Origin of the sequence: Dongia soli, assembly GCF_034044715.1 — a bacterium.
GTDB classification, from domain to species: Bacteria; Pseudomonadota; Alphaproteobacteria; order Dongiales; family Dongiaceae; genus Dongia_B; species Dongia_B soli.
Genome location: NZ_JAXCLW010000014.1, coordinates 1 through 25073 on the forward strand (window position 1 = coordinate 1; position 25073 = coordinate 25073).

At 60.3% G+C, this 25073-nt stretch carries 23 protein-coding genes, 1 pseudogene and 1 riboswitch; of the genes and pseudogenes, 8 read left to right on the forward strand and 16 right to left on the reverse strand.

Going from position 1 to position 25073, the window contains the following annotated elements; all coding sequences use genetic code 11:
* Positions 1 to 214: 214 nt before the first annotated feature.
* The 4 genes from SMD27_RS23255 to SMD27_RS23270 all read right to left on the reverse strand — a co-directional run bounded on the left by SMD27_RS23255 (position 215) and on the right by SMD27_RS23270 (position 3233).
* On the reverse strand, positions 215 to 634 hold the full coding sequence (locus SMD27_RS23255; protein WP_320510848.1) for a cupin domain-containing protein: 420 nt from the start codon (positions 632 to 634) through the stop codon (positions 215 to 217).
* A gap of 187 nt (positions 635 to 821) precedes the next feature.
* Positions 822 to 1367, reverse strand: a complete 546-nt coding sequence (locus tag SMD27_RS23260; protein ID WP_320510849.1) for a carboxymuconolactone decarboxylase family protein — start codon at positions 1365 to 1367, stop codon at positions 822 to 824.
* A 33-nt stretch (positions 1368 to 1400) separates the two neighbouring features.
* Complete coding sequence (locus tag SMD27_RS23265; protein ID WP_320510850.1) at positions 1401 to 2144, reverse strand: nitroreductase family protein; 744 nt, start codon at positions 2142 to 2144, stop codon at positions 1401 to 1403.
* Positions 2145 to 2252: 108 nt separating this feature from the next.
* On the reverse strand, positions 2253 to 3233 hold the full coding sequence (locus tag SMD27_RS23270; RefSeq protein WP_320510851.1) for an AraC family transcriptional regulator: 981 nt from the start codon (positions 3231 to 3233) through the stop codon (positions 2253 to 2255).
* 352 nt (positions 3234 to 3585) lie between these two features.
* On the opposite strand from SMD27_RS23270, the gene SMD27_RS23275 reads away from it, so the two are divergent.
* The 4 genes and pseudogenes from SMD27_RS23275 (at position 3586) to SMD27_RS23290 (ending at position 7759) form a co-directional block, all read left to right on the forward strand.
* Positions 3586 to 3759: a hypothetical protein gene (locus tag SMD27_RS23275; protein WP_320510852.1), complete on the forward strand. Its 174-nt coding sequence runs from the start codon at positions 3586 to 3588 to the stop codon at positions 3757 to 3759.
* Positions 3760 to 3908: 149 nt separating this feature from the next.
* Complete coding sequence (locus tag SMD27_RS23280; protein ID WP_320510853.1) at positions 3909 to 5444, forward strand: class I adenylate-forming enzyme family protein; 1536 nt, start codon at positions 3909 to 3911, stop codon at positions 5442 to 5444.
* Between the two features lie 371 nt (positions 5445 to 5815).
* On the forward strand, positions 5816 to 6193 hold the full coding sequence (locus SMD27_RS23285) for a response regulator (RefSeq protein WP_320510854.1): 378 nt from the start codon (positions 5816 to 5818) through the stop codon (positions 6191 to 6193).
* Positions 6194 to 7010: 817 nt separating this feature from the next.
* A pseudogene (locus SMD27_RS23290) lies at positions 7011 to 7759 on the forward strand (SDR family NAD(P)-dependent oxidoreductase).
* Between the two features lie 332 nt (positions 7760 to 8091).
* Here the strand turns inward: SMD27_RS23290 and SMD27_RS23295 are convergent.
* The gene (locus SMD27_RS23295; protein ID WP_320510855.1) at positions 8092 to 8856 is read right to left on the reverse strand and encodes a glucose 1-dehydrogenase; all 765 of its coding nucleotides are present in this window, start codon (positions 8854 to 8856) and stop codon (positions 8092 to 8094) included.
* Between SMD27_RS23295 and SMD27_RS23300 the strand changes: the two genes are divergently transcribed.
* Positions 8833 to 9879: a LysR family transcriptional regulator gene (locus SMD27_RS23300; RefSeq protein WP_320510856.1), complete on the forward strand. Its 1047-nt coding sequence runs from the start codon at positions 8833 to 8835 to the stop codon at positions 9877 to 9879. The genes SMD27_RS23295 and SMD27_RS23300 overlap by 24 nt on opposite strands.
* A gap of 289 nt (positions 9880 to 10168) precedes the next feature.
* Positions 10169 to 10849, forward strand: coding sequence for a FecR family protein (locus SMD27_RS23305; RefSeq protein ID WP_320510857.1), 681 nt, complete (start codon positions 10169 to 10171; stop codon positions 10847 to 10849).
* 301 nt (positions 10850 to 11150) lie between these two features.
* On the opposite strand, the gene SMD27_RS23310 is transcribed toward SMD27_RS23305, so the two are convergent.
* The 8 genes from SMD27_RS23310 to SMD27_RS23345 all read right to left on the reverse strand — a co-directional run bounded on the left by SMD27_RS23310 (position 11151) and on the right by SMD27_RS23345 (position 20683).
* Positions 11151 to 11456 (reverse strand): hypothetical protein, encoded by a 306-nt coding sequence (locus SMD27_RS23310; RefSeq protein WP_320510858.1) that lies wholly within the window; start codon positions 11454 to 11456, stop codon positions 11151 to 11153.
* 4 nt (positions 11457 to 11460) lie between these two features.
* Positions 11461 to 13050 carry an adenylate/guanylate cyclase domain-containing protein gene (locus tag SMD27_RS23315; RefSeq protein WP_320510859.1) on the reverse strand — a complete coding sequence of 530 codons (1590 nt, stop codon included), beginning with the start codon at positions 13048 to 13050 and terminating at the stop codon, positions 11461 to 11463.
* Positions 13047 to 15539 carry a hybrid sensor histidine kinase/response regulator gene (locus SMD27_RS23320; RefSeq protein WP_320510860.1) on the reverse strand — a complete coding sequence of 831 codons (2493 nt, stop codon included), beginning with the start codon at positions 15537 to 15539 and terminating at the stop codon, positions 13047 to 13049. The genes SMD27_RS23315 and SMD27_RS23320 overlap by 4 nt, the downstream gene beginning before the upstream one ends.
* 25 nt (positions 15540 to 15564) lie before the next feature.
* Complete coding sequence (locus SMD27_RS23325) at positions 15565 to 16704, reverse strand: FIST signal transduction protein (protein ID WP_320510861.1); 1140 nt, start codon at positions 16702 to 16704, stop codon at positions 15565 to 15567.
* 41 nt (positions 16705 to 16745) lie between these two features.
* Positions 16746 to 17120 (reverse strand): response regulator, encoded by a 375-nt coding sequence (locus SMD27_RS23330; RefSeq protein WP_320510862.1) that lies wholly within the window; start codon positions 17118 to 17120, stop codon positions 16746 to 16748.
* Between the two features lie 763 nt (positions 17121 to 17883).
* On the reverse strand, positions 17884 to 19230 hold the full coding sequence (locus SMD27_RS23335; protein ID WP_320510863.1) for an NAD(P)/FAD-dependent oxidoreductase: 1347 nt from the start codon (positions 19228 to 19230) through the stop codon (positions 17884 to 17886).
* A 475-nt stretch (positions 19231 to 19705) separates the two neighbouring features.
* A complete protein-coding gene (locus SMD27_RS23340; protein WP_320510864.1) occupies positions 19706 to 20515 on the reverse strand; it encodes a D-2-hydroxyacid dehydrogenase in 810 nt (269 codons plus the stop codon).
* 3 nt (positions 20516 to 20518) lie between these two features.
* Positions 20519 to 20683, reverse strand: a complete 165-nt coding sequence (locus SMD27_RS23345) for a hypothetical protein (protein WP_320510865.1) — start codon at positions 20681 to 20683, stop codon at positions 20519 to 20521.
* 176 nt (positions 20684 to 20859) lie between these two features.
* Here SMD27_RS23345 and SMD27_RS23350 point away from each other — a divergent pair, with 176 nt between their 5' ends.
* Both SMD27_RS23350 and SMD27_RS23355 read left to right on the forward strand, forming a co-directional pair.
* Complete coding sequence (locus SMD27_RS23350) at positions 20860 to 21378, forward strand: DUF3828 domain-containing protein (RefSeq protein ID WP_320510866.1); 519 nt, start codon at positions 20860 to 20862, stop codon at positions 21376 to 21378.
* Between the two features lie 135 nt (positions 21379 to 21513).
* Entirely contained in the window at positions 21514 to 21816 is a 303-nt protein-coding gene (locus SMD27_RS23355) for a hypothetical protein (RefSeq protein ID WP_320510867.1), read from the forward strand.
* Between the two features lie 651 nt (positions 21817 to 22467).
* Here the strand turns inward: SMD27_RS23355 and SMD27_RS23360 are convergent.
* From SMD27_RS23360 to SMD27_RS23370, 3 genes are all read right to left on the reverse strand, one after another.
* Positions 22468 to 23214: a CbtA family protein gene (locus SMD27_RS23360; RefSeq protein WP_320510868.1), complete on the reverse strand. Its 747-nt coding sequence runs from the start codon at positions 23212 to 23214 to the stop codon at positions 22468 to 22470.
* A 36-nt stretch (positions 23215 to 23250) separates the two neighbouring features.
* Complete coding sequence (locus tag SMD27_RS23365; RefSeq protein ID WP_320510869.1) at positions 23251 to 23457, reverse strand: CbtB domain-containing protein; 207 nt, start codon at positions 23455 to 23457, stop codon at positions 23251 to 23253.
* Positions 23458 to 23592: 135 nt separating this feature from the next.
* Positions 23593 to 23811: riboswitch (cobalamin riboswitch) on the reverse strand.
* A gap of 32 nt (positions 23812 to 23843) precedes the next feature.
* Positions 23844 to 24986: a GNAT family N-acetyltransferase gene (locus SMD27_RS23370; RefSeq protein WP_320510870.1), complete on the reverse strand. Its 1143-nt coding sequence runs from the start codon at positions 24984 to 24986 to the stop codon at positions 23844 to 23846.
* Positions 24987 to 25073: the final 87 nt, after the last annotated feature.

The window sequence follows — 25073 nt, forward strand, 5'->3', positions numbered from 1 at the left end:
GGGCGGAGCTGATTTGTCGGCAATCCTGTCGCCGATCTGAGGGGACTGTTCCATGTCGGTTTCCTTAACCTCAACTTTATCACGTAAGCTTCAGAAGACCTGATAGCGCAACTTGATGTCATGGCGCCGGTCTTCGCGAATCCAGTGCCTATGTGCCCACGGGAGATATCCTGGCCTGAAAAGAATTTGAGCAGCTCCACGCGTCGTTCACATGTCATTTGACGGGCGTGGTCAGCGGATTGTCATTGGTGTCGACGACGAAGACGGCGAGCAGCTTCGCCGGCTCGGTCTTGCTCGCGTTGCGGCTGATCCAATGGGTCGCGCCCGGCGGTTCGGGCCAGCTCTCGCCTGCCCGATAGATGCGCGTCTCGCCGTCATTCACCTTTGACTCGATGGCGCCAGAGACCACATAGGCGTAAATGAAAGCCGACTTCGCGTGGGTGTAGGACGGAAAGGCCGCGCCCGGCGCATATTCGACCTCCACGGCGATCAGCGACTTGCCGGGGATATTGGGAATGGTCGCCTCGAAGTTTTTGGTGATAGTTTCCGCTTCGCCATCATGGGCGAAGACGACGCTGGCCAGAGAGAAGACAAGGGCGGCGCACGCCGCAGTGATGATGGGTCGGATCTTCATGGTTTTCTCCCTCTGCCTATAGACTGGTTTTCGCTCTTCAGGACGCCGCCACTTCCAACCCGCGCTGCACGGCTGGCCGCGCGAGGCCGCGGTTGAGCCAGGCCTGTACATGAAAGTCGCGGCCCGCGAGGCGTTCGTAGAGGACACCGAGCATCCTTGGCGATGGTTCGGTGCCCCCGGATCGAGGTCAGATCGCCCCCGCCGGCGCAACGGCGGGAAAGTCCTTCTCGGGATCGAACACGTTATTGAAAAAGTTCGTCAGGGAGTACATGGCGACCAGCGCGACGATCTCCATGACATTCGCATCGGTGTAGCCGGCCTCGCGGACAGCCGTCAGATCGGCGTCGCTGACCTGCCCGCGGCTCTCGACGACCTTGCGGGCAAACTGCAGGGCGGCGTCCCGCTTGGGGTCGGTGGCATGGCCCTTCCGCGCCAGGATGATTTCATCGGCCGGCAGCTTGGCCATATGCTGGGCCGTAAAGCTGTGCACCGTCAGGCAGTAATTGCAGCCATTCACTTCGGACACAGCGAGGCCGATGCTGTCCCGGGTCTTCACGTCGAGCGCCTTGCTCAAATTGCCGAGCAAGCTGGCCCAGGCGTTGAAGGCGATCGGGCTCTGCGCGAAGGCCGCCAACATATTGGGGGTGAAGCCGATGTTCTTGGTGAAGGCCTCGAGGGTCGGTTTCGATTCGGCCGGCACCTGGTCCGGCGTCAGAGCGGCAGTTCTTGTCATTATAATCTCCGTAAGTTGCGGCATAATTGAGAATTAGGCGAAGTCCAGTACATCGGCCACGGGCATCCGCGGCTTCTGCGGCCAGTTGCCGGCTCGCTCCGGCCCGACCGTCAACAGCATCACCGGGATTTCGTCCTCGGCCAGGCCGAACTCGCGATGCACCGGTTCGGCGTCAAAGCCGATCATCGGCGTTGACCCCCATCCCACCGAGCGGGCTGCATAGATGATCGCCGCCGCGCCGAAGGTGGCGGTCCGGACCGCCTCATCGCGCTGCCGCTGGGGTTGATCGTCATACAGGCCGCGAGCGGGCCTTTCCCATTCCGGCACCATGTGCGCCGGCATGATGCCGGCTTCCACCACCGGCGCCAGACGCGCGGGGACGGTGCTGGCGTCGGCCAACTTGCCAATGACGATGAAGGTCACGGCGGCCTCGGTGATGGCGGGCTGATCCCAGGCGAGCGGCCGCAACCGCGCCTTGGCTTCCGGCGTGCGGACGGCGATGAAGCGCCAGTTCTGCAGATGGAAGGATGTCGGCGCGGAAGTTCCGATCCGCACCAGATCACGGATCTGGTCGTCATTCAGCGTAGCGGCGGGGTCGTAGTATTTGGCGGCGCTGCGGCTCAGAAGGGTTTCGATGACGGCATTCGTCGGAATCGAACGCGCGATTGCATGCGAAGGTTGGAGAGCGGGGGTATCTCCGCTCTGTTCGGCGAATGGGTGGATCTTTGCGGTGGCACCGAATTCAGGATTGGCGGCGACCGTGGCGATGCAATTCATTGGGCGGCTCCCTCATCAAGTGATTACGGAGCCTAAGTTATGGCTTAGAATTGCAAATTTCGAGACCGGATTAGCTCAATAAGATGCCCAAAAGGATCAACCCGGCGCTTATAGGTCTCGGACCACGCCCGATTGCTCGCCATTGCGCGTCAGTCGGCGCCATTCCCCAGGCGTCATCCCCATCTTTTCGGCAAACACACGCCGGAAGGCCGAAACCGATTGGTACCCGACCGTCTCGGCCACAGCCTCGGTGCTGATCGCTGGCTTTTTCAACTCATTGGCTGCCAGACTCACGCGGAGATCGGTCAACAGGTCGAGGGCGGAGCAACCTAGCCTGTCTTGAAAGTGCCGCATGAACGTTGCGCGTGACATACCGCACAAGCTCGCCAGATCCGGCAGTTTCCAAGACCGCGTCGGATTGGCGAACATCGCCGCAATTGCGGGGGCCAGCCGCGGATGGGCGGTCAGAGCCAATAGGCCTTTGGGTGCGCTGTCGCCTTCGCTTGCCGCGCGCAATACCAACGTGAACAGGACCGAGGAAAGAGCATTCAGAATGGCACGCCCTCCCGCTCGGTCACGGGCTGACTCTATACGCATCAGATTCACCAGGTTGGCCAGTTCGTGGGAGACGGAGCCGATTCCGTCCTCCGCATGACCGTTCATGGCGCGCGTCACAAGGTTTGCGGGCATGTAGTTGCGGATCAGCCGGTCATGGGGTGGCGCGATAAAAAATCGCCCACACATCAGATCGAGTTTCTCGCCCTCGCCGTCGTTCTCGCTCAGCACCCATCCCGCTGAACCCCGGTGCTGCTGGGTACGGATAGGTGTTTGCCCACTACCGTCATGGAGCACATGCGCCGCACCGTGAGGCAGCAACACGATATCTCCGCTCACCAGCTCTCGTGCTGTTCGGGTCTCCGGGTCCTCGATAATGGCGCGGCCCTTGACTATGACGTGGTAGGGAATCTCGTTCGCGGCGGCTTTGCTCCAGGTAACGCGCCACGGCGCACCGTAGACGCAGCGTACCTCGAGTTGACCGGTTACGGTGACAATTTGTAGGAGATGGGTTAGCCAGTCGACTTGGGACATAGAGACTCGGAAGCTTCAAACACCTCGAGCATTTTATCACACTCGCATGCTGTTTGAGCAACGCATGTACGGTTGAGACCGCCGGCGTGTGCACGTCCGGACACGCGGCGAGGGCACATTGGTACGATGAGGATCACGGCCAACGGCAGTACAACGCTCCTCCGGTTCGCAAGTTACCAACCGCGATCTGCGATCGTCTCGCGGAACGATCAGTAATTATCCTTGCCTGCATGACGGAATACTGTCGCAGCGATGGCCGCCTGGCTTGGTGTGTGACAGCCATCACTGAACGGTTTGACGCCGCGTCGGCGAGGAATGCCAATAGTCGACGGGATATCCCAGCGGACTTATCATGACCTTGCGGCGAATGAAGCGGCAGGTGCAGCGGGCCCGCGATCAGGATGAAAGCCTGCGCGTCGTCTATCCGGCTGGCCACGTCAAATCCGAAGGTTCCTCCGATCCAACGATCTCCATCCTGGGCTTCATGACGCGCGAAGGATTCGGCGTGTCGTTGGGCCTCGCATGAGAGCAGACGAAGACTGAGCGGCCCCGCCACGCAGCTGAGCACAGAGAATAGCCGAATCAACATTGGCCAGTCGCAGACAATGAGCCCTCCAGCAGAAACGCTATCCCTGCCATTTCCATGTCGATAACAGCAAGAAAAGCGACCCAAACGTGCCATTTGGCGACGAGAAAACACGCCGCCAGGAGAAAGTCATTGGTACCGCATTTTGTCAGCTTCATCGCGGTTCGGAGAAGACAGCAATGATCAGAGGCCGCGAACACTGGACATATAATCGCCTGTTGGCAGACGTCGAACGCCTGGCCGCCGGGCTTGCGGCAGCCGGCGTACGGGCCGGAGACCGCGTCGCTTTGCATATTCCGACGGGGCCGGAGATTGCTCTTGCTTATCTGGCATGCTTTCGTCTCGGCGCCATCGCCGCACCGCTCAATCTTCGTATCAAGACGCCTGAATTGGAGGACATGCTGAGGCGCCTGAAGCCGTCGCTCTATATCGGGGATGCGGCGCATTACCCGCTCGTCAAGCCGATCGGCACGGATGTTCTCCGCGCCGATTCCCGGTTCGTTATTGGCGATCCGCCGGATGCGATTGCGCGCCGGTGGACGTCACTGGCCAGCGATACACAGGCGAGCGGTGCACAAGTGAGCCTCGGCAATCTGGATCCGACCGCGCCGGCCATCCTGCTTGCAACCTCGGGCACGACAGGCAAGCCGAAGCTGGTCGCGCACAGCCAAGCGACCCTTCGCGAGCTGGCGATCCGGGTCGGCGATCTCGATATGCGTGCGCATGACCGAATTGCCTTGTTCGTGCCGATGGTGCATGGCTCCGGCTTCTTCACTTTCATCGGGGGCCTCTTGAAGGGTGCAACGCTGGTTATGCTGGATGCGGCGAATCCGGCATCTATTCTCGACGGCATCCAGGCCGAGCGATGCAGCTGGATGGTTTCATTGCCTACCCGCTACCTTCCCATCATGGAGGAACAGCGGCGTCATCCGCGCGATATCAGTTCGCTCCGGTTTTGCCTATCGGGAGGAGATGTCTGCCTGCCGGGACAACAGGAAGCCTTTCCATCTGTGTTCAACACCCCGCTTCATAGCTTCTGGGCTTCGTCGGAAGGATGCGGCGCGTTGACTTACGGATTGAAGCCAGGGCCGGTGTCCCGCCTTTCAAAGGGAACCGAAATTCGTTTGGTTGACCCAGCGGGCAATACGGTTACCCAGGGAGAACCGGGCGAGATGCAGCTACGTGGTCCCAGTATCGCGCTGGGTTATTGGCAGGGGCCGGGCGTCTTCGATGCTTTTCCCGGTGGCTGGTATGCGTCGGGCGATATCATGCGCGAGGACGAAAGCGGACATTTCTGGTTTGTCTCGCGGTCAAAGGACCTGATCATTCGTGCAGGCTCGAACATCTCGGCGGTCGAAGTAGAAGATGTGCTGGGTAGCCATCCGGCCGTAAAGGATGCCGGTGTCGTCGGGGTGCCGGACCCGGTCCTGGGGCAGCGCGTCATCGCCTTCATCCAACTCAAGCATCACGCGAACGAAGCCGATCAACTCGATGAGATCCAAAGAAGCATTTCCGCGCGGCTCGCCGACTACAAGCTGCCCGAGCAGATTTTTGCCGTCAAAGAGATTCCCCGCAACCACCTCGGCAAGATGGATCGCGCCGCCCTTGCAAAACTGGCCCAATGAGAGCGTCCCCTCTCCACCACCGACGCTCCTGCGGGAACGGCCGAGATGAGGCTGGTGGAGCGGCCCGAGCCGCCGGCAGCGATAAACGACGTCATCGTTCATGTTGGTAGACGAGACGGGATCGGTGGCCGCCCGTCGAGTTGATTGTCACCATCGGGAAAAATGAAGATCGGCAGCGACAACCTTCCATCGGGCGCAGAATTCATAGGCAAGCCCTATTCTGACACCGAGCTCACTGCCATCCTCGCAATAACGAACCGCCCCGTTTCAGGAAGATTCCTTACGTTTCCAGTGAGTATGAAGCGCTGAGGGAACCATTGAAAGACAACCACATTAGTTGCCACGCAGCCTGGCACCGAATGAGCCCAACCATGAGCGGAGCAAAGCGCACGAAAGTCCTGGTCGTTGAGGACGAGCTTTTAGTTCGAATTGGCGTGAGGGACTTGATTGATGATTGCGGCTATGAACCGATCGAAGCGGCACATGCCGCGGAGGCGCTTTCGATTTTAGAACGCGACACAGAAATCAAAATCGTTATCGCCGACATCGCCATACCCTGCCCAATTGGGGGCCTCACACTGGCCAAAACAATTCGAAGTAAGTGGCCGCCAATTGACCTGATCATCACATCCGGGAAAATCGAGCCGACAGCGGATGATCTGCCCGCACGCGCCAAGTTTCTCCCCAAGCCTTTTACCGCCGGCGATCTGAGCGCCGTGCTGCACGGTTTTTCGGGTCCGGCCTCTTAAGCGGCCTTTTAAAAGGTAAGTTTCGCGAACCGGTCAATTGCGCGCGGGGCCACCCAGAGGATGTAAAGCCGGAGCGATAGAGCGAGCGGTGAAACCATGACAGGCTTCCGGATGGGCAACCGAATTGGGCTAAAAAAAGTTCCGGCTCGACGGTAGCGGCATTCCAAAGCCGCGCGCCGTTCAGTCATCTATGATTATTGAAACCGCCCGATATTCGCGACCCGTTCGATGTTCACCAGAACCGACGACATCGCCCTTTGCATAGAAGGTTCCGCGGCCAGATCGCTGAAAGAGGATCAGAGAAGTCGTAAGGCAAAAATCCGGAATCCAGTTTCTACTATCGGCCGAGCCCACCGCCGCCCTGACCACCCCCACCGAGCCCACCGCCACCGAGCCCGGCGCCACCGGCATTGCCGATCCTGCCCCCACGCGCATGGCCAGGATCTATTCCGTTCCGTTCGTTGGCGTTGCGCTGTTTTTCGAGAGCCCGCTGCGTTGCATCTCTATCGCAGCCCACAGCGAAAGCAGCCCCAATTAGTGCCAGTGCAAACCTTCTACGCGTCATCGAGAGGGCTCCTGTCAGAGATCGCTACAAATTTGCAAGGAAGAATTTTGTTCCGGCGCGCTGCCGCTCATGCACCCTATCCATGGAAATTCCGGTCGAAAACTCCCTGTACAACTGCCTAAATCCAAGAGTCCCCCATTCCAGTGCGGAATAATCATTATTCTGCTCCCTGCTCTACTCTTCAATTTCAGGTCGCGCTACCTCAACCCACCCGACGGTTCACAATCGTGGTTCAAGCAAGAGGAAAGCATGATGCATAGATTGGCAAACAAAGTCGCGGTCATTACTGGTAGCACCAGCGGTATTGGGCTGGCGACGGCGCAACGCTTCATTGCTGAAGGAGCCTTCGTTTATATCTTCGCCCGCCGTCAGGCAGAGCTCGACAAAACTGTAGCCTCGCTCGGCAAGAACAGCCGGGCCGTGCAAGGTGACGTCCGCAGACTAGAAGACCTTGACCGGCTGTATTCGTCGATCGCGTCGGACGGCCGGAAGCTCGATGTCGTCGTTGCAAATTCTGGTACAGTCGACAGCGTGAAGCTTGAGAAGGTGACAATTGATAGCTTCAACCATAATTTCGAAGTCAACGCGCGCGGTGTTCTGTTCACCGTTCAGAAGTCGCTGCCCCTTTTGAACAATGGCGCCTCCGTCATTCTCACCAGCACCATCGCGGCGTTACGCGGTTTCCCCGGCCGGACCGCCTATGCCGCGTCCAAGACCGCGCTTCGCTCTTATGCAGGACCTGGACGATGGAACTCAAGGATCGCGGCATTCGCGTTAACACCATCACGCCCGGTCCCTGCGACACGCCGCTCATCGACGCCCAGGCCAGTTCGCCGGAAGAGGCCGCCGCCATGCGCGCGAAGCACACGGCGAATATCCCGCTCGGTCGCATGGCGCGGCCAGAGGAAATCGCCGCGGCCATGCTGTTCCTCGCTTCCGATGACAGCAGTTTTGTGGCCGGTAGGGAGCTTCTGGCCGACGGGGGCATGTGTTCGGTCTGAAGTTCCCGGGATTCTTTGAGACGGCAATGCCCCGAGCGCATAGGAGGCCCTCAGCGGTCAGGCCCGGCAACGTTCTGGTCGTGTACCTGATGGTCTGCAGATGAGCACCCTTAACGAATACAGGATCCATGAGCTTATCGACCGGTCCCGCGACGATTTTCGGAAGCCGTCGCGGTCCACATCCGGGGTCAGTCTCCGTGTCGCGGAACATGACCTGGGCATAGATGACATCCAGCCCATCGGCGCCGGCTGCCCTTGGCGTTGCCGGTGGCAAGGTCGCAGGTCTCCGCGCGCCCCCTCGCATTGAGCGGCATTGCCCGCGCCGCTGGCCCTCACTGGACAGTGTAGCCGCCGTCGACGACGACGCCTTGGCCACTGATGAAGCTGGATCGCGCCGAAGCAAGAAACAGGACCACGTCCGCAACTTCCTGGCTTGTGCCGATTCGCCCCGCGATCGACGCGTTCGCGAAACCGTACTTGCTATCGTCATTGCCCCAGAGCCGATCCTGGAACGGTGTGTCGATCAGTCCCGGCAGCACCGCATTGATGCGAATTCCTTTGGGGAAATACTCGAGTGCGGCTGTCTTGGTGAGCCCCATCACGGCGTGCTTGCTGGCGTTGTAAGGTGCAAGGTTTTGAAAGCCGATTAGCGCGCTGACCGCGGCGGTGTTGATGATTGCGCCGCCGCCGGTCGCGAGCATCGCGGTGATCTCATGCTTCATACAAAGGAATACCCCTCTGACGTTCGTCTCCATGACCATGTCGAAGTTGCCGACGGCCTGCTCGGCGAGCGGGGCGGCGTCGCCGCCGATCCCGGCATTGTTGAAGGCGACGTCGAGACGGCCATAGCGCTGCACCGCAGCTCTCACGAGCCGCTCGATATCGTTCTCGCGGGTCATATCGGCCTGCACGAACACCACCTCGGCGCCCAGCGCGCGCGCTTCCTGTGCGACCTTTTCACCTTCTGAAACTCGACGGGCACCCAGAACAAGCCGGGCCCTGGCCTTTGCAAAGGCCAGGGCCGCGGCCGCCCCCATGCCGGAAGACGCACCGGTAATCATCACGGATTTGCCTTGAAGATCGAGAAAGTCACTCATGGTGGTCTCCTTGAAGACGTCAGTTTTCTTGAAGAAATCGGGTGGCGAAGTCAGAATGGCGGACCGTTCCCGCTCCGAGAATGGAAAAGAAGCGACTTCACAATTCCTGCGGAAGGAACAATCATGAACGATCTCGAATTGCTGCGGGTCTTCTGTGCTGCCGCGGAAGCCGTCAGTTTTAGGGAAGCGGCTGCCAGGCTGGGCATCTCGCCGCAGGTGGTGACGCGCTCCGTGCGGGAGCTCGAAGAACGGCTAGACGAGGCACTGTTTCATCGCAGCACCCGCCAAGTGCGTATCACGGCCTATGGCGAGCAACTGGCCAGACAAGGGCGCGAGATGGTCGATTCGATGGAGTCCATGCTTCGGCCCAAGTCGGCGCGGCGCGAGGCCCAAGTTTCCGGGATGGTGCGGCTCACCGCGCCCGAGGCCCTGGGCCGAGGTCTCGTCATGCAGGCGCTCGCGCCCGTGCTGGTACAACATCCGGCACTGACGCTTGATCTACGTCTTTCGGAGGCATTTACTAATGCGGTAGACCAGCGGATCGATGTGGGCGTGCGCATCGGTACGTTGCGCGACAGCCGCTTCATCGCGCGTTCGGTAGCCAAGGTTGCCTTCCATGTGGTCGCTTCGCCGGTACTCATCAAACGCGCGGTAATACCGGCTACACCTGCCGACTTGCAGGCGCTGCCGATCATCGCGATTATCGATCGGAATTCGGGACGCCCGTGGCCATGGCAGTTTCGCGACGCGAAGCCGTTCATGCCGAAGCCGGCATTCGTCACCGACGACATCGAAGCTGGACGCGAAGCCGCGCTCTTGGGACTAGGCTACGCACAGTTGCCCAACTACCTCGCCCGGCGGCATCTGGCTTCCGGCCAGTTGATCGAAGTGTTGGCGCCCCATGCGCCCACGCCCTGGCCGGTATCGGTTTATCGCGTCAGCCATTCCCCCGTGCCAGCCCGCATCAAGTTGGTATTCGATCGATTGGTGCAAGCTCTGGCCGCGGAGAAGTCACTCCGATAGCTCGAGGGTGCCGCACATGCCGTGGTCGCGCCATCGATAGCTGCACATGTGCCCATCCTGATGATTGACGCCTTTGATCAATCGTGGGCGACCCGTTGCACCGGCGGCGCACCGTTCCGCGCCTTTTGTTCCGCGATAAAGCTTTGTCCGTGACCTCGATCACACCTCGCCGTCTTTCAGCGGGCGGGCCCCTCCTTCTTATTGCCGCACCGGATGCCGAATCGCATAGTGCCCGCGGGGACGGTTCTCCGCCGGCGGCGCGCGCTCGGCGATTGATAGGAGCTTAATAATGACCTTGTTTTTAGCGGATCGCTTTTCCGCCGAACGCGCCTCTTTGGTAACGCGTCGCGTCTTTGCCTGCCGTCTTATCGGCACCGCAGCTCTGACCACCACGTTCGGTTTTACGGCGGGCAGGGCGGTCGCAGACGATCGCGCTATTTTTGGAAACGTCCGAAAAAGGCGCCCGGTCGCAGGTGCCACTTTCGGCGAGGGCACCCGCCTTTTACTTCTACACGATAAGGTATTCCGGAACGATGTGCTATGGACCAGGAATGGCGGGCAATTACAGGTAGCGATGATCGACGGCAGCACTCTGAGCCTTGGCGAGAATGCCAAAGTCGTATTAAACGATTCGCTAAGCAGCAATACCGGCTCTAGCTTTCTGCATATCCTTGGCGGCGCCTTCTGCTTCAACAGCGGAAAAGCGGAACAGCCTGCGGCACCCCCGAAGATCGAGACGCCCTTCGCTACATTGAGCCTGCGCGGCACAGAGGTCTTTGGCGGACGGTTCGATAAATCCTACGGCATCTTCGTTTCCAAAGGCGAGGTTGAGGTGCGAAACGACGCCGGCGCAATTACGCTGAACGCCGGTCGCGGCACGTCGCTGACGACGCGCAATGTTCCGCCGACACAGCCTGAAGTCTGGAGCGATGCGAAAGTCAAACGCGCGCGTGCCTTGGCGGGGGAGTAGCCCTGCCGGCCGGGGCGTTTCCATCTTCGTCCGTCATGAACACCAGGAATGACAACGGAAAGTACGCCACGCGCTGAGGATAAGCCATCGACAGTGATGGCTGATCGACCTGGAACTCTGGAAGATTTGTTTCGCATACCTTCGCGAGCTGCGCGGGCCAAGTCTCCGATCCCGGCGAGATCACGCGCCTCACCGGGATCGCCGACGACATGGGCGCGGGAGAATGAGCGCCAGGGCGCTGATCGACATTGACGCCGCGGACCTTGACTGACGAGCCCCGAACCTCATCGAAGTGGGCCGCTTAGGCCAGCTTCGCTTTGACCCGCTGCATCAGCGCCGGCTCGTGCAAGATGCTGGGCGGCTGCAAAAGCTGCTGGACCTCCAGAATCAACCGGCGAACGACAGGATCGCGGAAGGCGACCCGGTAAAGGCCGGATGAATAAGCGATCGCGTCATCGAAATCCGCGGGACGCTCGCCGCGCGTGCCGGGATAGATGAAATCCGGCACGGCGGACATGTCCCATGCCCGCTTAATGACGTTATAGATGGTGTCCGCAGGGCCCTCTTCCGCTTCAGGAACAAGCGGGCCGGATGTACCCTCCGGCACGCGACTAGATCCGGCTCAAGAAGAATGTCTCAAGTTTGCCTTTGCCCTTCACGTCTATGCTGCCGCGCGGCTCCAGCGCGAAGGGGCTGACGAGGTGGCGGGCTGTATCCTGGGACACATGGATTCGATTTGGCAGAGAATAGGCCTCGAGCCGGCTGGCGACATTTACCGTATCGCCCCACACGTCGTAGATGAAGCGGTTGGTGCCGATGATGCCGGCAACAACGGGACCGGAATGTATGCCGATACGGATTTGCAAAGGCCAGCCAAAATGGCCGTTGACACCGCCTAGCCGATCGATCATGCCCAGCGCCATATTCGCGATCGCCGCGAACGGATCGGGGCTCGGAGTGGGCAAGCCGGCAACGGCCATATAGGCATCGCCGATGGTCTTGATCTTCTCGACACCGAGTTCGCGAGCAAGGGCGTCGAACTCCGAGAACAGCCGGTTCAAATATTCGACCATCGCCGCAGGCGTGACCCGTGCCGAATGCTCGGTGAAACCCACCAGATCGGCGAACAGAACGCTCACGCCTTCGAAGCGGTCGGCGATCATGCGTTCGCCGTGATTCAACCGGCCAATCACCTGTTTTGGCAAGATGGTCAACAGCAATCGTTCGAACTTGGCGGTCTCGTCCTCGATGCGGCGAAGATACTTCCGTTCTCGGTCGCGCCAGCGCTTCTTGTTCAAGCAAGCGTTGATCCGCGCACGCAGCAGGATCCGATTGAACGGCTTTGGCAGATAATCCTCGGCCCCGGCCTCGATGCAGCGGACCGCACTCTCGGTCTCCGCCAAGGCCGTGACCATGATAACCGGAATACGACGGAGCCGCTCATCGGCCTTCATCCGCACGAGCACGTCAAACCCGTTGATATCGGGCATCATCAAGTCGAGCAGGACAAGGTCGAACTCGCCGTCGGCGAGCGCCTGCAACGCCTGTTGGCCACCCGCGACCGAAACGACACGATGGCCATCGCGAGTCAACCGGCGCGACAGCAAATCACGGTTTGCCTCGATATCATCCACGACGAGAATGGAGCCGGTTTCGGTTACAGCATTCGGCTCATGCCGGATTGGCCCCAAGCTGCGGATCAAGTCGCTAACAACGACTGCGTCGGCCTCATTGGAGGCCGAGCCCATCTCCTCGGCATCGACGGAGAAACGCCCGATGCGATCGAGACGCTGCAGCAAATCGGTAGCCGTCTCCAGCAGGTGGTCGAGATCCGCGCGCAATGAGCCGCTTGAGGAGGTGCCTATATCCTCTCGCAGCATCTCGCCATAGCCCTTGATCACATTGAGGGGCGTACGCAAGTCGTGACGCAGCTGCTGCTCTTGCGTGGCGGGCGCCGAGCCGGTCGGGCTCTTGGCACGATCGTCGTCCACCAGCCGCTCGACCTTCCCGGCGAGATCCCGGGCAGCGCCGAGGATACGGTTCATATCTGGTAGAATGCCGGAGGGTCCTTTTCGGGATGCCTTCTCCTGCAGGACCTCTGCATAGCCGAGCAAGGCGTTGACCGGAGAGAGCAGTTCCTGGCGAAGCTGGGTAAGCCGAATGCGCCTGGCACGCGCGATGTTGGCACCAGTGTTGTTCATGGTCGATCCGAACCCGTGCGCCTGGCATGCCGGGGAACCAGCTCGTCGAGCGCCGCCAGCACGGCCTTGCCGCTGTACTCGCCCTTGTGCACCAAATGCTGTACCTGGCCGTTAAGGTGCGCGATATCCTCATCGGTGAGTGTCTTTGCGGTGACGACGATGACCGGGATGCTCCGCCAGCGGGATTCGGCGCGCAGCCGCGCGATGAACTCGAACCCGTCCATCTCGGGCATCATGAGATCGAGCAGAATTGCGGCGGGTAGAGCCTCGTTCAAATAGCCGAGACCAACCCGACCATTCTCTGCTTGCGTAACCGTGCAGTCGATCTGCCGCAGGGCGCGCGCCATCAGCTCACTGGTCGGCGTGTCATCCTCGACAATCAGCACGTGCCGCGGCGCATCCCTTGGGCAGCATCTTTCCACCGCACGGACCAGTCTGTCGCGATCAATCGGCTTTATCAGGTAATCGGCGGCGCCGAGCGAGAAGCCAATGCTCTGGTTGTCGACGATCGTGACCATGATCACGGGAATCTCGGCAAGTACCGCATCTTCTTTCATGGCGCTGAGCACGGCCCAGCCGTCCATCCTCGGCATCAGAACATCGAGCGTGACGACATCGGGCTGCAGCGTGCGGGCGAGCTGCATCGCTTCCTCGCCATTGCCAGCCATGCGAACGACGTAGCCGCCACGCTGCAGGTGCCGCCCCAGCAGCTCCCGCGCATTGGGATCATCGTCGACCACGAGAACGATCGGCGCATGCTCGGGCTCAGTGACCTGTGGACTTTCGGAACGCTTTTCTGCTGCCGACACCGCAATGTCCGATGGAGCAGGTGTCACCGCCGGCAGACGAACCGTGAAGGTCGTTCCCTTACCGGCTTCGCTGGTCAGCGTCACATCGCCGCCCATCAGCCGGCAGAAGCTCTTGGTGATGGCGAGGCCCAACCCGGTGCCCCCATAGGCACGGGTCGTCGAGTCATCCGCCTGAATGAAGGCCTCGAACACCTTGGCCTGCTGATCTGGCGTCATACCGATACCGGTATCACGCACTTGGAACTCGATCCAGTCGGCCGCCTCGTTCGGGTCACGGAGCGCGGTCAGCGTGATCGTCCCATTTTGCGTGAACTTGCAGGCATTGCTGAGAAGATTGAACAGGGTCTGCCGCACCTTGGTGAGATCGCTGTGGATCGCGCCGACCTCATCCGCGCAGTTCACCACGAGAGTGTTGCCCGTCTTCCTGGCCAGCGGCGCGACGGTCGCCGCGACGCTATCGATCATGGGCCGCACCTCGAAGGTCTCGAGATAGAGCGTCATTTTGCCGGCCTCGATCTTGGAAAGATCGAGGATGTTGTCGATCAGGCGGAGCAGATGCTTGCCGGCATCCTGGATCTTGCACAGGTCCGCCATCTCCGCTTCGCGCCCGGCGTCCTGGGCGTCCTCGAACAGGATCTCGCTGTAACCGATGATCGCGTTCAAGGGCGTCCGCAGCTCATGGCTCATGCTGGCGACGAAATCCGACTTCGCGCGGGTCGCCTGCTCGCTCGCCCAAATCGCTTTGTGCAGCTCGCCTTCCATGCGCTTGCGATCGCTGATGTCGGCCAGGCCGGTGATCATCGCCGGGCACCCGTCGAACTGGACACGCTGCGAGGCCATAAGCGCCCAGAACTCTTCGCCTCCAGCCCGTCTGAACAGCATCTCCATGCCCTCCACATGGCCGTGCTCGGTAAGTGCGCCGATGAAGCGCTCGCGATGTTGCGGCTCTGCGTAAAGGGTTGTCGCTTCCAGACCCAAGGCGGACGAAGCTTCGATTCCGAACATTTCGGCAAAGCGTTGATTGACATACCGGATGATTCCGTCATCGAAGGTGACGATCAGCACAGCTACCGGCGCAGCCTCGGCAATGACGCGCAGTCGCTGCTCGCTCTCCTGGATTGCCTGCTCCGCCTGCTTCAGGTCGGTGATGTCCGCATAGGTCGCGACCGTGCCGCCGTCGTAGGTTTTGCGCTCACTGATCTGGATCCAGCGCCCGTCGGAGCGACGTATCACATGCGTCCCCTTAGGATCGCGATGCCAAGTCAGGCGTTCCGCGATCCAGCTCTCCACGTTCCCCTCCGCGTCGCGGATCTCGCCGCTCGCGGCGGCATGGCGGAGGATCGTTTCGAACGGCACGCCCTTATTCACGACATCGATACTGGCGGCGCCGTGCATGCGCCGGTACCGCCGGTTGTGTATCACCAGCTTGTCGTCGGCATCGTACAGCGAGAAACCCTCCGAGATGCTCTCGATCGCGTCAACCAATCGGCGCTGCGCTTCCGTTGCCTTGTCGCGCGCCGCCGACAGCTCTTTCGAACTCAGCTCCAGAGAGCGCTCGAGCATCGCCCGATCGTTATCGAAATCGGCGTATGCGGCATCCACGGCCGCCAGGAAACGCTGTAGCGCAGCAGGTACTTCGTCCTCGACCCCGAGGTGCTTTCTGAGCTGGCGTCGTAGCAACCTGTGCATCTGTAGCCTGTGACGTTCAGACCTCGACGAAAGTTGTTATGGTCATGGTTTGATTGTGCAGGCGGCACTCGCCGCCATGCATGAAGGGGCAGAGCTCGCCGTACGAGTAAAATCCGGAAATCTTCGTATCGGTCCCGAAGACATTTCGGATTGCTTCGATTTCTTCCTCGGTGCGCTGCTTCATCACAAGCTTGCGACCGACGCAGCTCACCAGAATCGCAACATCTGGTCGCCTGTCGCCCAGCCCGCTGAGGCTGGCCTTGGCGGCGGCCGTCGCGCCATCGACCAGATCGTCAACATTGGTCTTCATCAACTGCGCCGTTCCGCCCTGTGGGATCTCGCCTGCGAATGTCATTGATTTTTTCTGCTCGTCCACAGACAGGACGGTCCGGACCACACCCTGGCCGCCTTTGGGCTCGGTAACCAGGATTGGAAAAAGCAGGGCGGAGCTTGGCAACTGGTCGGCGTGCGAGCCCAGATACGATTTGTAGAGATCCAGCGCTGAGCGCTCGTCCAGCTCATAGAGAATGTTGCCCTCGGCCAGCGTGACGGTGCGCAGCGGTCCGAATGGCACCCACCCGCCCATCGATCCGTAGCCGATGCGCAAGTCCTCGCCATACAGCCCAACTGCCGCCACGCGCTGTGAGCCTACGGCATCGTCGGCAATAACCCAAGTCTCTGCGAAGTTGGTTCCGTCCCCGGAAAGACCGCCAGTGATCGACACGCCTTCCGCAACGCCGCCCGTGAGACCGCGCGCCAGGTCGGAACCATTAACGTGCAAGCCGTCCGAAAGAACGAACACATGGCGCAACGACGCGTCGCTCAACAGCTGCGCGAGCTGCTTGCCGACCTCGTAGCTCGCCTTCGCCTCACCAATCGTAACAGAGGCGGAGCGGAGTCGCGTATGCTCGAAGTCCACGAGGGTGGCAGTCACGGAATCGTCCAGGACCGTGTCACCGAGGATCTCGCCGGAAGTCGAGCAGCCAAGCATGGTGGCTCCTTTGAAGTGGTCTCGCAACTGGCCCACGAGATCACCTGCCTGCATCAGTGATCTGGCGCCAAAAACAAACACGACACTTTGCCGTCCGACTTCGCCAGCAGGCAAATTCGGCCGCAACCCGTCACTTTGAGACCATTTGTACTGAGCCGCTTTCATGGGTTGTTTCCTCCCGTCATCCATTCGGAAGTTGCAAGCCGTTACAGTCGCACAGCCGCGAGCAACGTCTCGATCTTACCCAGCAGCCTCTGCAGCTCGATCGGTTTGGTATCATAGTCTTCGCAGCCGGCCTCGACGGCCTTTTCCCGGTCGGTCGCCATGGCGTGCGCGGTGAGCGCGATAATGGGGATCTTGCGCAATTCGGGTGTGGCCTTGATCAGGCGCGTCGCCTCCCAGCCGTCGATCACCGGCAGGCTCATGTCCATCAAGATGAGATCGGGCCTGTCACTCGTCGCCATTGCGACGCCTCGCGCCCCATCTTCGGCAATGGCGACCTCGTAGCCAGCACGCGCGAGACGGCGCGAGAGCATGTCGCGGTTCATTTCGTTGTCTTCGATTAACAAAATTTTTGGCATCGCACAGCCTCGAGTCGGACTGTGAGCACTGCTTGCCCGGGATCTCCGGGCGGTCTCAATAGACGCCTAAAATCAACTTCGCATTCAAGTCATCTTCTGGACCGAGAGCAAACATGAGAAGCGGTGTTCGTCCGTCACCGCGCGTCTTTACCCGGCCCGGCAATTGCATTGAAAGATTTTCGTCACACCCTGAGTATGCGCTTGGGAATGTGAATTTGCTATCACGAACGCCATAAGAAAAATATTGTCCAGTGCATGGGCACCTAGCGGTCCCGCTTCGGCCATCCTCTTTTGAGGCGATCCAAAGTGACGAAACGCAGCATACGTCGTGAAGGGTCTCAGTGCTGCTTCCGTGGTTCTCCAGCCTTAACGAAATCCAATATCATAAGAAGGGTCTGGTTCGTTTGCGGCGGCTGAGGGCCGGAACAATGCCAATCAATCGGCTATTGAACGACAAGCGTATGCCGGAAGAAATCGAGCTCCAAATTTTCTCGGCCAGGTTGATCGCCACGATCCGCCTTGCGATATGGTCGCTCGCAAGATTATCGAACTCCGCGCGGCAGCGATTAGCAAGGCTCGCGAGAGATCGCAGAATCGGCTGTGGTTAGCATTGGTCTTCGCTGAGGCCGCCTCAGTCAGCGGCCTCCTTCATTTCGCGAATGTCCACCTACGATGACGACAGAAAATTGCAGCGGATGCTCGACACCTCCAGTGAGCTGCGTCAGCCCAGGTCTCCGATCCCGGTCGAGATCACGCGCCTCGCTCAGGCCAGCTCCGCTTTGACCCGCTGCATCAGCGCCGGCTCGTGCAAGATGCTGGGCGGCTGCAAAAGCTGCTGGACCTCCAGAATCAACCGGCGAACGACAGGATCGCGGAAGGCGACCCGGTAAAGGCCGGATGAATAAGCGATCGCGTCATCGAAATCCGCGGGACGCTCGCCGCGCGTGCCGGGATAGATGAAATCCGGCACGGCGGACATGTCCCATGGCGCCTGGATCAACGGTTGAGCGGCCTTGAAAAAGGCTTCTCCCAGCCCGTCCAGCGGATCTGCGTCCCGCGCCCGATCGCGCAATAGCTCATCGAGAAGCTGCGCCTCCTGGCAGGCGACGCTCATACCCTGGCCATAAATGGGATTGAAACGGCAGATCGCATCGCCGATCGGGAGCAGCCCGCGCGGAAAAGCGCCGAGACGATCGAAATGCCGCCAGATGCTCTGTTGCAGCCCGAAGCGCTGGATCTTTCCTTCCAGCTTTGCCTGCTTGATGACGTTATAGATGGTGGGTGTCCGCAAGCTCCGGACGTATTCAAGGAACCCCTCCGGATCGGCGGGCGGCTTGTCATCATGCCGGCCATTGAGTCCCAATATCCAACGGCCATTTTCCATGCGGAAGAAATAACCGGAACGGCTGCTGTCCGGGGCCACCGGAAGCGTGATTACGGCTTTCCAGTCGGGCATGGCATCCTTGGGCAGCGTATAGATCGCGGTGGCATAGCCGATATCGACACCGATGACGGTTTCCTCGGGCAGCATGCGCCCGCTGGAGCGAAGGAAATCGCGGGTCAGCGTTCCGCTCGACGAGGCATCCACCACCAGGTCCGCCGTCAGCCGGTGCTGCATGTGGTCATCGGTTTCGTACCGGACGCCGGATGCGTCGTTACCCGCGCTTGCCGGCAGGATGTCGAGGACGCGGCAATTTTGCCGGAAGATGACATTGCCTTTCTGCGCGACGCGTTGGCGCACCGTGAATTCCAGCAGCGGACGTGTCAGCAAGTACATGTCGTAATCGCGATCCGGCTTCGGCATCGGGTCGCAGTCGGGAAATTCGTATCGAATATCGCGCCCTGCATTGATGCGGACGGCACCGGCGCGGCGCAAATCGTCCACGATGCCAGGCAGCAACGCACCCAGGGCGCGCAGGCCGCCCGCCAGCAGGCCATGGAGTTGCTTGTCCTGGGGCGTCCCGGTTCGCGGCTTCGGACCTGGCGGCAGCTCGTCGCGCTCCAGCACGATCACCTGCTCGAAATGATTGGCAAGCGCCATCGCGGCTGCCAAGCCGCCCATGCCGGCACCGACCACGACGGCTTGCTGGCCTATGAAAGAATGCGACATCACCATCTCCGTGAATTTTTTTCGCTGACGATCGGATGAAGAGAGCAGGCTGACGATCACCCGCATAAAACTGTGCAAGAAGGGTTTTGAAGTTGCTGCGAATTGCGCCGGTCGCTGGTCGCAGCGAGAAGATGCGCACCGGCCTGGGATTAAGACACCACCGAGATTAGCAATTTAACCGTACCATCGAGCGATGGCTAAACGCCTGGTCCTCAGTCGGCCCACCAGCAAGTAACTGTCCTGCTACGTGAGCATGCACCGGTTATAGCGCATCTGGCCCCGACGATCTGTGATGGATCTCACCCGTAATGTCGCGTGGCACTGGCAAGGGATCAGATCATCGAGAACGCACGCGACCAGATGCTGTCATTAAAGCGGCGATAAGAGAGAGCATGAGTCGAGGCGACAGCTTTTTGAAAGATAGGGCCACGGTGTCCAGCGGCTGACTCCGGAATGTGTGGGTGTACCGCGCTCCTCAGCCGACCGGCACGCGGTTCTGCAATTCTTCCCCCCGCTGCCAGCGTTCGAGATTCTCAGCGAAGAAATTGGCGAAGATGCGGTCCCAGCCGATCACCAGATCGGCGACATGGGGCGTGATCAGCACATTGGGCATATCCCAGAGCGGGCTGTCCTGCGGCAGTGGCTCGCGTTCGAAGACATCGAGATAAGCCCCGGCGATGTGGCCGCTGCGCAAAGCTTCGATCAGCGCCGCTTCATCCACCACCTCGCCACGCGCGGTATTGATCAGCAAGGCGCCCGGCTTGCAGGCCGCCAACATCTGCCGGTTCATCAGATGCCGCGTCTCGTCATTGAGCCGCACATGCAGGCTGACGACATCGGCACGGGCGAGCAGTTCCGGCAGATTTTCTGGCGGATGCATCTCATCGACATGAGGGTGGGGCTGCTGCTGGCGGCGGATCGCCAGTACCCGCATGCCGAGCGTCTTGGCGAAATGCGCGACATGGCTGCCGATCGCGCCAAGGCCGACGATCAGAAGGGTCTGTTCCGACAACGAGCGGAAGGCATGCTGCCGCCATTCATGCCGGCGCTGCTGATGGAAATAGGTGAGGAATTTGCCGTTAAGGGCAAGCATGCCGCCAATCACCGTCTCACCCAGGTAACGCGCCAGCACGCCGGCGCTGTTGCTGACGACGAGATCCTGGCGCGGCCAAGGCAGGAATTGCTCATAGCCGGAACCGCCAACATGCAGCCATCGCACCGTCGGATGCGCCGCCGCGATCCGCTGGGGCTGGCCGGGAAAATGCGGCTGGGAGATCGAAAACACCGCTCAGGGATTTGCCGCGGCGAATTGCGCTGGCAGATCATCCAGCGACGTGACATAGGTGAAAGCGATATCGGGGAAGCGTGCCTGGAGCGCGGCACTGAACGATTCCGGCCGATCGTGGATCACGAGAACCGACTTCACCTGTGTCAGCAATTTGTCTTGCGTCATTTTTCACCCCCTGCTTGCAAAACCCCGCTTTCGAATAAACATCCTTAAGACGAAAGTCGATTACCCGCAGGCGTCGGTGGAATTGGGTGACAGCAGTCACAGCCCGCCCGGTTGATACCGCTCCGGCTGGTTGCTACGTTAAGACCGGTGTCACAGGCGGAGACGGAGAGAAGAGGATGCGCCCTGGCTTCGGTTTCTTTCCTAAATACTCTTTTGCACCGTTTTCCCGCACCGCGCTGCTGTTGCCCGCCCTGCTGCTTGCAAGCATCCTGTTGGCGACGCCGGGCTTCACTGCCGGGCAAAGTGCCCGCGCTTTCCTGGAATCGATTTATGCCCATTATCAGGGCATTGATCCCGAAGGAGTCGCCCTGAGCACCGACGACGACCTTAACTATTACTTCACGCCGGAACTTGCCCGCAAACTGGCGGAGGACAGCCGCGCTGCCCAGGCGAAAGGCGATGTGCCGGAACTGGATGGTGATCCCTTCGTCGATGCGCAGGATTGGCAGCTCAGCGATCTGACCATCGATGTCGATGACGCCGCCACCAAGAAGACCACCGCCAAGGTGAGTTTCAGGAACCAGGACCAGCCGGTAACGATCAGGCTGGATCTCGTTAAGATCGGCCAGACATGGAAGATCAACGACATTCACTGGCCGAAAGGAAGCCTCCGCCAGCTGCGCGCCGGCAACTGAGGCCCCGTCCCTCTTCCCTTCTCCCACCGAACAAGCCATCCATTCTGCCCGTGCGATTGAAAATCCCGGCGATCGCAGACCATTCAAATTTGTTGACTTAAAAACAACTGTCGCGATATAGTTGCAAAATAAGCAATGCAACGACGACGAGCCGCCATGTCGCATCTGACCGTCTGCCTCCACGGCATCCGCATCCATGTGGGGTTTTATCGCGACGGCCGGCGCTGGCGGATCGATGAGGCGGATGTCTATGTCACCGATGAAGACGGCGAGCTTGCCTGCATCGTCGATGATATCGACCGCGTCGGTGGCATCGGCCCGGCCGGGAGCTTCCAATCCCTGCGCTGCCTGGCCGAGGACACGGCCAATGAAAATCTGATTGCCGATTGGAACCGCGACCAGCGGATCTATGAACGCGAACTTGACCGCAACGATTAGGCTAGAGGAGCGAAGATGCAGGAACACAGAAAGGCACCCGATGGAGAGCGGAGCGGCGGCCTTGGCCCGAAGCAGCGGGCCTGGTGCGACGCCTATCTGCCAAATCTCCGCCGCCCGCCAGAGTCCGCCGATTCCGCGCAATCGCTGCCACCTCAGGCCCGTCGTGAGCCAGTGGTGCCGCGATGATGCCATTTCTTCGGAGCCTGTCCGCTTTGCTGGACGACATACCCGACAGCCGGCAAAGGCCTTTGCTTTGCGGCAAGCCGGCAGCACCGCCCCTGCCGGCCGATAATTGTATCAGTTATCGCGTTGCTTTAACTGCCGAGCGGCTTCATCCGCTCGCTCGGAACGACAATTTTAAGCACGAAGATACAACAATATCATAGAGTTAAATGTACCTTTTGAGGTTTATCACCAACCAATCAGATTTAAGCACGCTCGGCCGCTTCCGGTCTGTCGATCCCGCAATCTGCGGGCTCATCCAATGCCTGAGGCCAGATATGGCTTCCGCATATCGGGATAAATCCTTGATCTTGCAGAACATTCTCAGCGAGCGCATGGCGTACGAACGCCTTTAGCCTTGACGAGCGCAGATATAAAGCCGCCACCCGGATCCCGAATGGCGGCTTTCTTTTGGAAACAGCGCGCCTGTCAGGCGGCCTTGAACTGACGCTTGAAGAAGAAGCCCGTCAGGATCCCCAGCGCCACCCAGAAGAGCAGGCTGGTCATCGTCGCGGCGACGATGAAGCTGTGGGCTAGCGCTTCCGGCGCGGCGCTGTGGTGTTCCACCGGCTGCGGCGCACCATAGGCATGCGGCAGCACGATCATCGCGACACCCAGCACCGACCAGAGGATCTGGCGGGTGAGGAAGATCAGCGCCAAGCCGCCACCGGTCAGCGCCACCGTCGCGACCCACCAGACCTGACGCTGCATCAGAGGGGCAGCTTCGGTGCCCGGCACTTCCGGCGGCAGGCCGAGACTTGGCGCGAGTGTGAAGACGGCGAAGCCGGCGAGACCCCAGAACAGACCCTTGCGCCAATCCATCTCAGTCCCCCGCGCCGCATAGGCGGCGGCCAGCAGCAGCGCAAAGCCGATGCCGGTCAGGATATCGGCGGCGGCAGTGAAGGCATTACGCTGCAGCCCATCGCTCGGCTCCCAGCCGCCCTCATCATGTTCATGCGCCTCGCCGGTGGCGTGATCATGTTCGGTGGTGGACATGGCAGAGCCATCGGCCGTTGCGGAATTACCAACAGCCGGTGCCGTCTCCGCCGCCTTTTCGAAGACTTCGGCTTTCAAGATGACCGGAATGGTCGCGATCTGATGCACGACGGTGACGAAGACACCCGCGATCACTCCCGCCAGGACGGCGGTGATCAATAAACGACGAAATGTATCCATGGACGTTCCCCGAGATAACGGCCCCCGATGGCCGTCTTAGTGGCAGGGGAAAGCGTTCGAATGCCGGGTGTCGTGGGCGGCGTTATGGAAAACGTTGATATGGGAGAAACCCACTCCCCAGATCAGCGCCACGCCAAGGAAGGCAGCGCAGAAGATGCCAAGCTTCGCGTCGGCCTTGGAGGTGCTGCCGATCGCAGTCTGGTTTTGGACGGTATGAGTCAGAGTCGAAGAATTGATCTGCATGATGATGCTCCTGGTTCGGCCTTCGCGCGAAAGTGCCGTGGGTTACAGAAGCGTCGATCGTCCCGTGCCAGATCGGAGAACAAACAGGGCTATCACCAGTTTCGGACCACCCCGTCCCGCTCCCGCTCATGGCAGAGCGACCGAACGCCGATGGCAGGTCTCCTGGCTCGCGGGTCACCGCCTGCTTGCCGACCTTCCCGGTTACCCGAACCAGTGGTCATGGATGGCAGCAGGCTATCCGCTTACAGTTGCGGGGGCAGCCACGGTCTTGGCCCCTTTTGGGTCGTCCGCACCGTGTTCCCTATTAATCCCCTGGACTTCAGCCGTCGGGGAACCATCTTCCGGCAAGATATCGGCGATCGAGCCTGCCTGTCAACGCGGCGGCGTCAGGGTCTGGCCTCTGAGCGTCCCATTGCTCCACCTATTTCCTGCGACTCCGGCTCGGGCACGGGGTTCACCCATTTTGCGCTACTCTTCCGCTGTTTCAGCGCCCTCAGCCAGTTGGCTGCATCGCCGCGCCATGACAGGGATATGCGATAGCTCCGCACCTCCGTGACCCGATTGCGGCTCCAGAACGTCTTATTGGGCTCCGCGCCGAGACCGAGATAGCAGTCGAGGTGACGCTCCATGGCCCAGCGCAACAAATGTTCGTTCGCCAGGATGCCAGGGGATTGTTTCTGGTAACGGGGGTCGAATCCCCCGATCATTCCATGCAATGTACGCTGGCCGCAAAAGTACACCTGCACGACAAGCGGTTCGCCATTCAATGTCAGCAGCATCAGCCGGCAGGCCGGTTTGGCCTGGCGGTCTGCATGATAGCTGACCAGGAAGTCGCGAAAACTGCGCGCATAAAGCCAGGGCCCCTTTTTGTTGTTGCGCTCCGCCCAGATGCGCTTTTGCACCAGCAGCCAATCGATCAGGGCGGGACCGCGGTGATCGCCAGGTTCGACCACCTCCGCCTCGATATGGCCGAGCTCAGCCAAACGCCGCACTGATTTCGCGTGGGTACGACGATGGCTTTTACCGAGTGAGGCGTAATAGCTTTCCCACCCGCTTTCATCCCGCAAAGGAACGTGGACGGCAACACCGGGTTCCTCTTCGAATCGATGGCCTGACAGGATCGCCTGCATCGGCGACGTCAATTCGAGATGGGGCAGTATCGCGATATCGGCGCCGGATTGGTGTCGCAATGCCGCCCATGCCGTCGCGATCCATTGAGCGTGGTCGATTGCGTCATCGAGCAAGGCGCTCGCGCATTCGGCATCATAAGCTTCGAGGGGCCGCAGATAAGTCCATAGCAGCTTGCGCTGCGTGACCAGCGGCCAGACCGCGATCAGGCGCCCCTGATCCCAGCCGAGAACGCAGCACAGCTTTCGACCGGCCGGCGCCGCAATCGCTTCCCAGATCTTCAGGCAGATATCGAAACTTTGAAACGCGCCGGCATTCTCACAGCGCTGCCACAAATCGTCCCAATACGGTTTCAGCACGCGAAAGCGTTCAGGACTCTTCACCAGCTCCAGTTCAGCCAATTCCCCCGCCCCCAAGGCCGCTCATTGTCTGATTGGCCGCAGCATAACAGGTTGCATAACCGCGTCGCAATCTTGCTGATGCGGTTG

What these genes read in the sequence shown, in the direction of transcription:
- SMD27_RS23295 (WP_320510855.1), bottom strand. Translation starts at nt 8,856, where the DNA reads ATGAGTGACTTTCTCGATCTTCAAGGCAAATCCGTGATGATTACCGGT.
- SMD27_RS23305 (WP_320510857.1), top strand. Translation starts at nt 10,169, where the DNA reads ATGACCTTGTTTTTAGCGGATCGCTTTTCCGCCGAACGCGCCTCTTTG.
- SMD27_RS23355 (WP_320510867.1), top strand. Translation starts at nt 21,514, where the DNA reads ATGCAACGACGACGAGCCGCCATGTCGCATCTGACCGTCTGCCTCCAC.
- SMD27_RS23345 (WP_320510865.1), bottom strand. Translation starts at nt 20,683, where the DNA reads ATGACGCAAGACAAATTGCTGACACAGGTGAAGTCGGTTCTCGTGATC.
- SMD27_RS23275 (WP_320510852.1), top strand. Translation starts at nt 3,586, where the DNA reads ATGACCTTGCGGCGAATGAAGCGGCAGGTGCAGCGGGCCCGCGATCAG.
- SMD27_RS23365 (WP_320510869.1), bottom strand. Translation starts at nt 23,457, where the DNA reads ATGCAGATCAATTCTTCGACTCTGACTCATACCGTCCAAAACCAGACT.
- SMD27_RS23315 (WP_320510859.1), bottom strand. Translation starts at nt 13,050, where the DNA reads ATGAACAACACTGGTGCCAACATCGCGCGTGCCAGGCGCATTCGGCTT.
- SMD27_RS23360 (WP_320510868.1), bottom strand. Translation starts at nt 23,214, where the DNA reads ATGGATACATTTCGTCGTTTATTGATCACCGCCGTCCTGGCGGGAGTG.
- SMD27_RS23325 (WP_320510861.1), bottom strand. Translation starts at nt 16,704, where the DNA reads ATGAAAGCGGCTCAGTACAAATGGTCTCAAAGTGACGGGTTGCGGCCG.
- SMD27_RS23265 (WP_320510850.1), bottom strand. Translation starts at nt 2,144, where the DNA reads ATGAATTGCATCGCCACGGTCGCCGCCAATCCTGAATTCGGTGCCACC.
- SMD27_RS23335 (WP_320510863.1), bottom strand. Translation starts at nt 19,230, where the DNA reads ATGTCGCATTCTTTCATAGGCCAGCAAGCCGTCGTGGTCGGTGCCGGC.
- SMD27_RS23350 (WP_320510866.1), top strand. Translation starts at nt 20,860, where the DNA reads ATGCGCCCTGGCTTCGGTTTCTTTCCTAAATACTCTTTTGCACCGTTT.
- SMD27_RS23255 (WP_320510848.1), bottom strand. Translation starts at nt 634, where the DNA reads ATGAAGATCCGACCCATCATCACTGCGGCGTGCGCCGCCCTTGTCTTC.
- SMD27_RS23270 (WP_320510851.1), bottom strand. Translation starts at nt 3,233, where the DNA reads ATGTCCCAAGTCGACTGGCTAACCCATCTCCTACAAATTGTCACCGTA.
- SMD27_RS23285 (WP_320510854.1), top strand. Translation starts at nt 5,816, where the DNA reads ATGAGCGGAGCAAAGCGCACGAAAGTCCTGGTCGTTGAGGACGAGCTT.
- SMD27_RS23260 (WP_320510849.1), bottom strand. Translation starts at nt 1,367, where the DNA reads ATGACAAGAACTGCCGCTCTGACGCCGGACCAGGTGCCGGCCGAATCG.
- SMD27_RS23330 (WP_320510862.1), bottom strand. Translation starts at nt 17,120, where the DNA reads ATGCCAAAAATTTTGTTAATCGAAGACAACGAAATGAACCGCGACATG.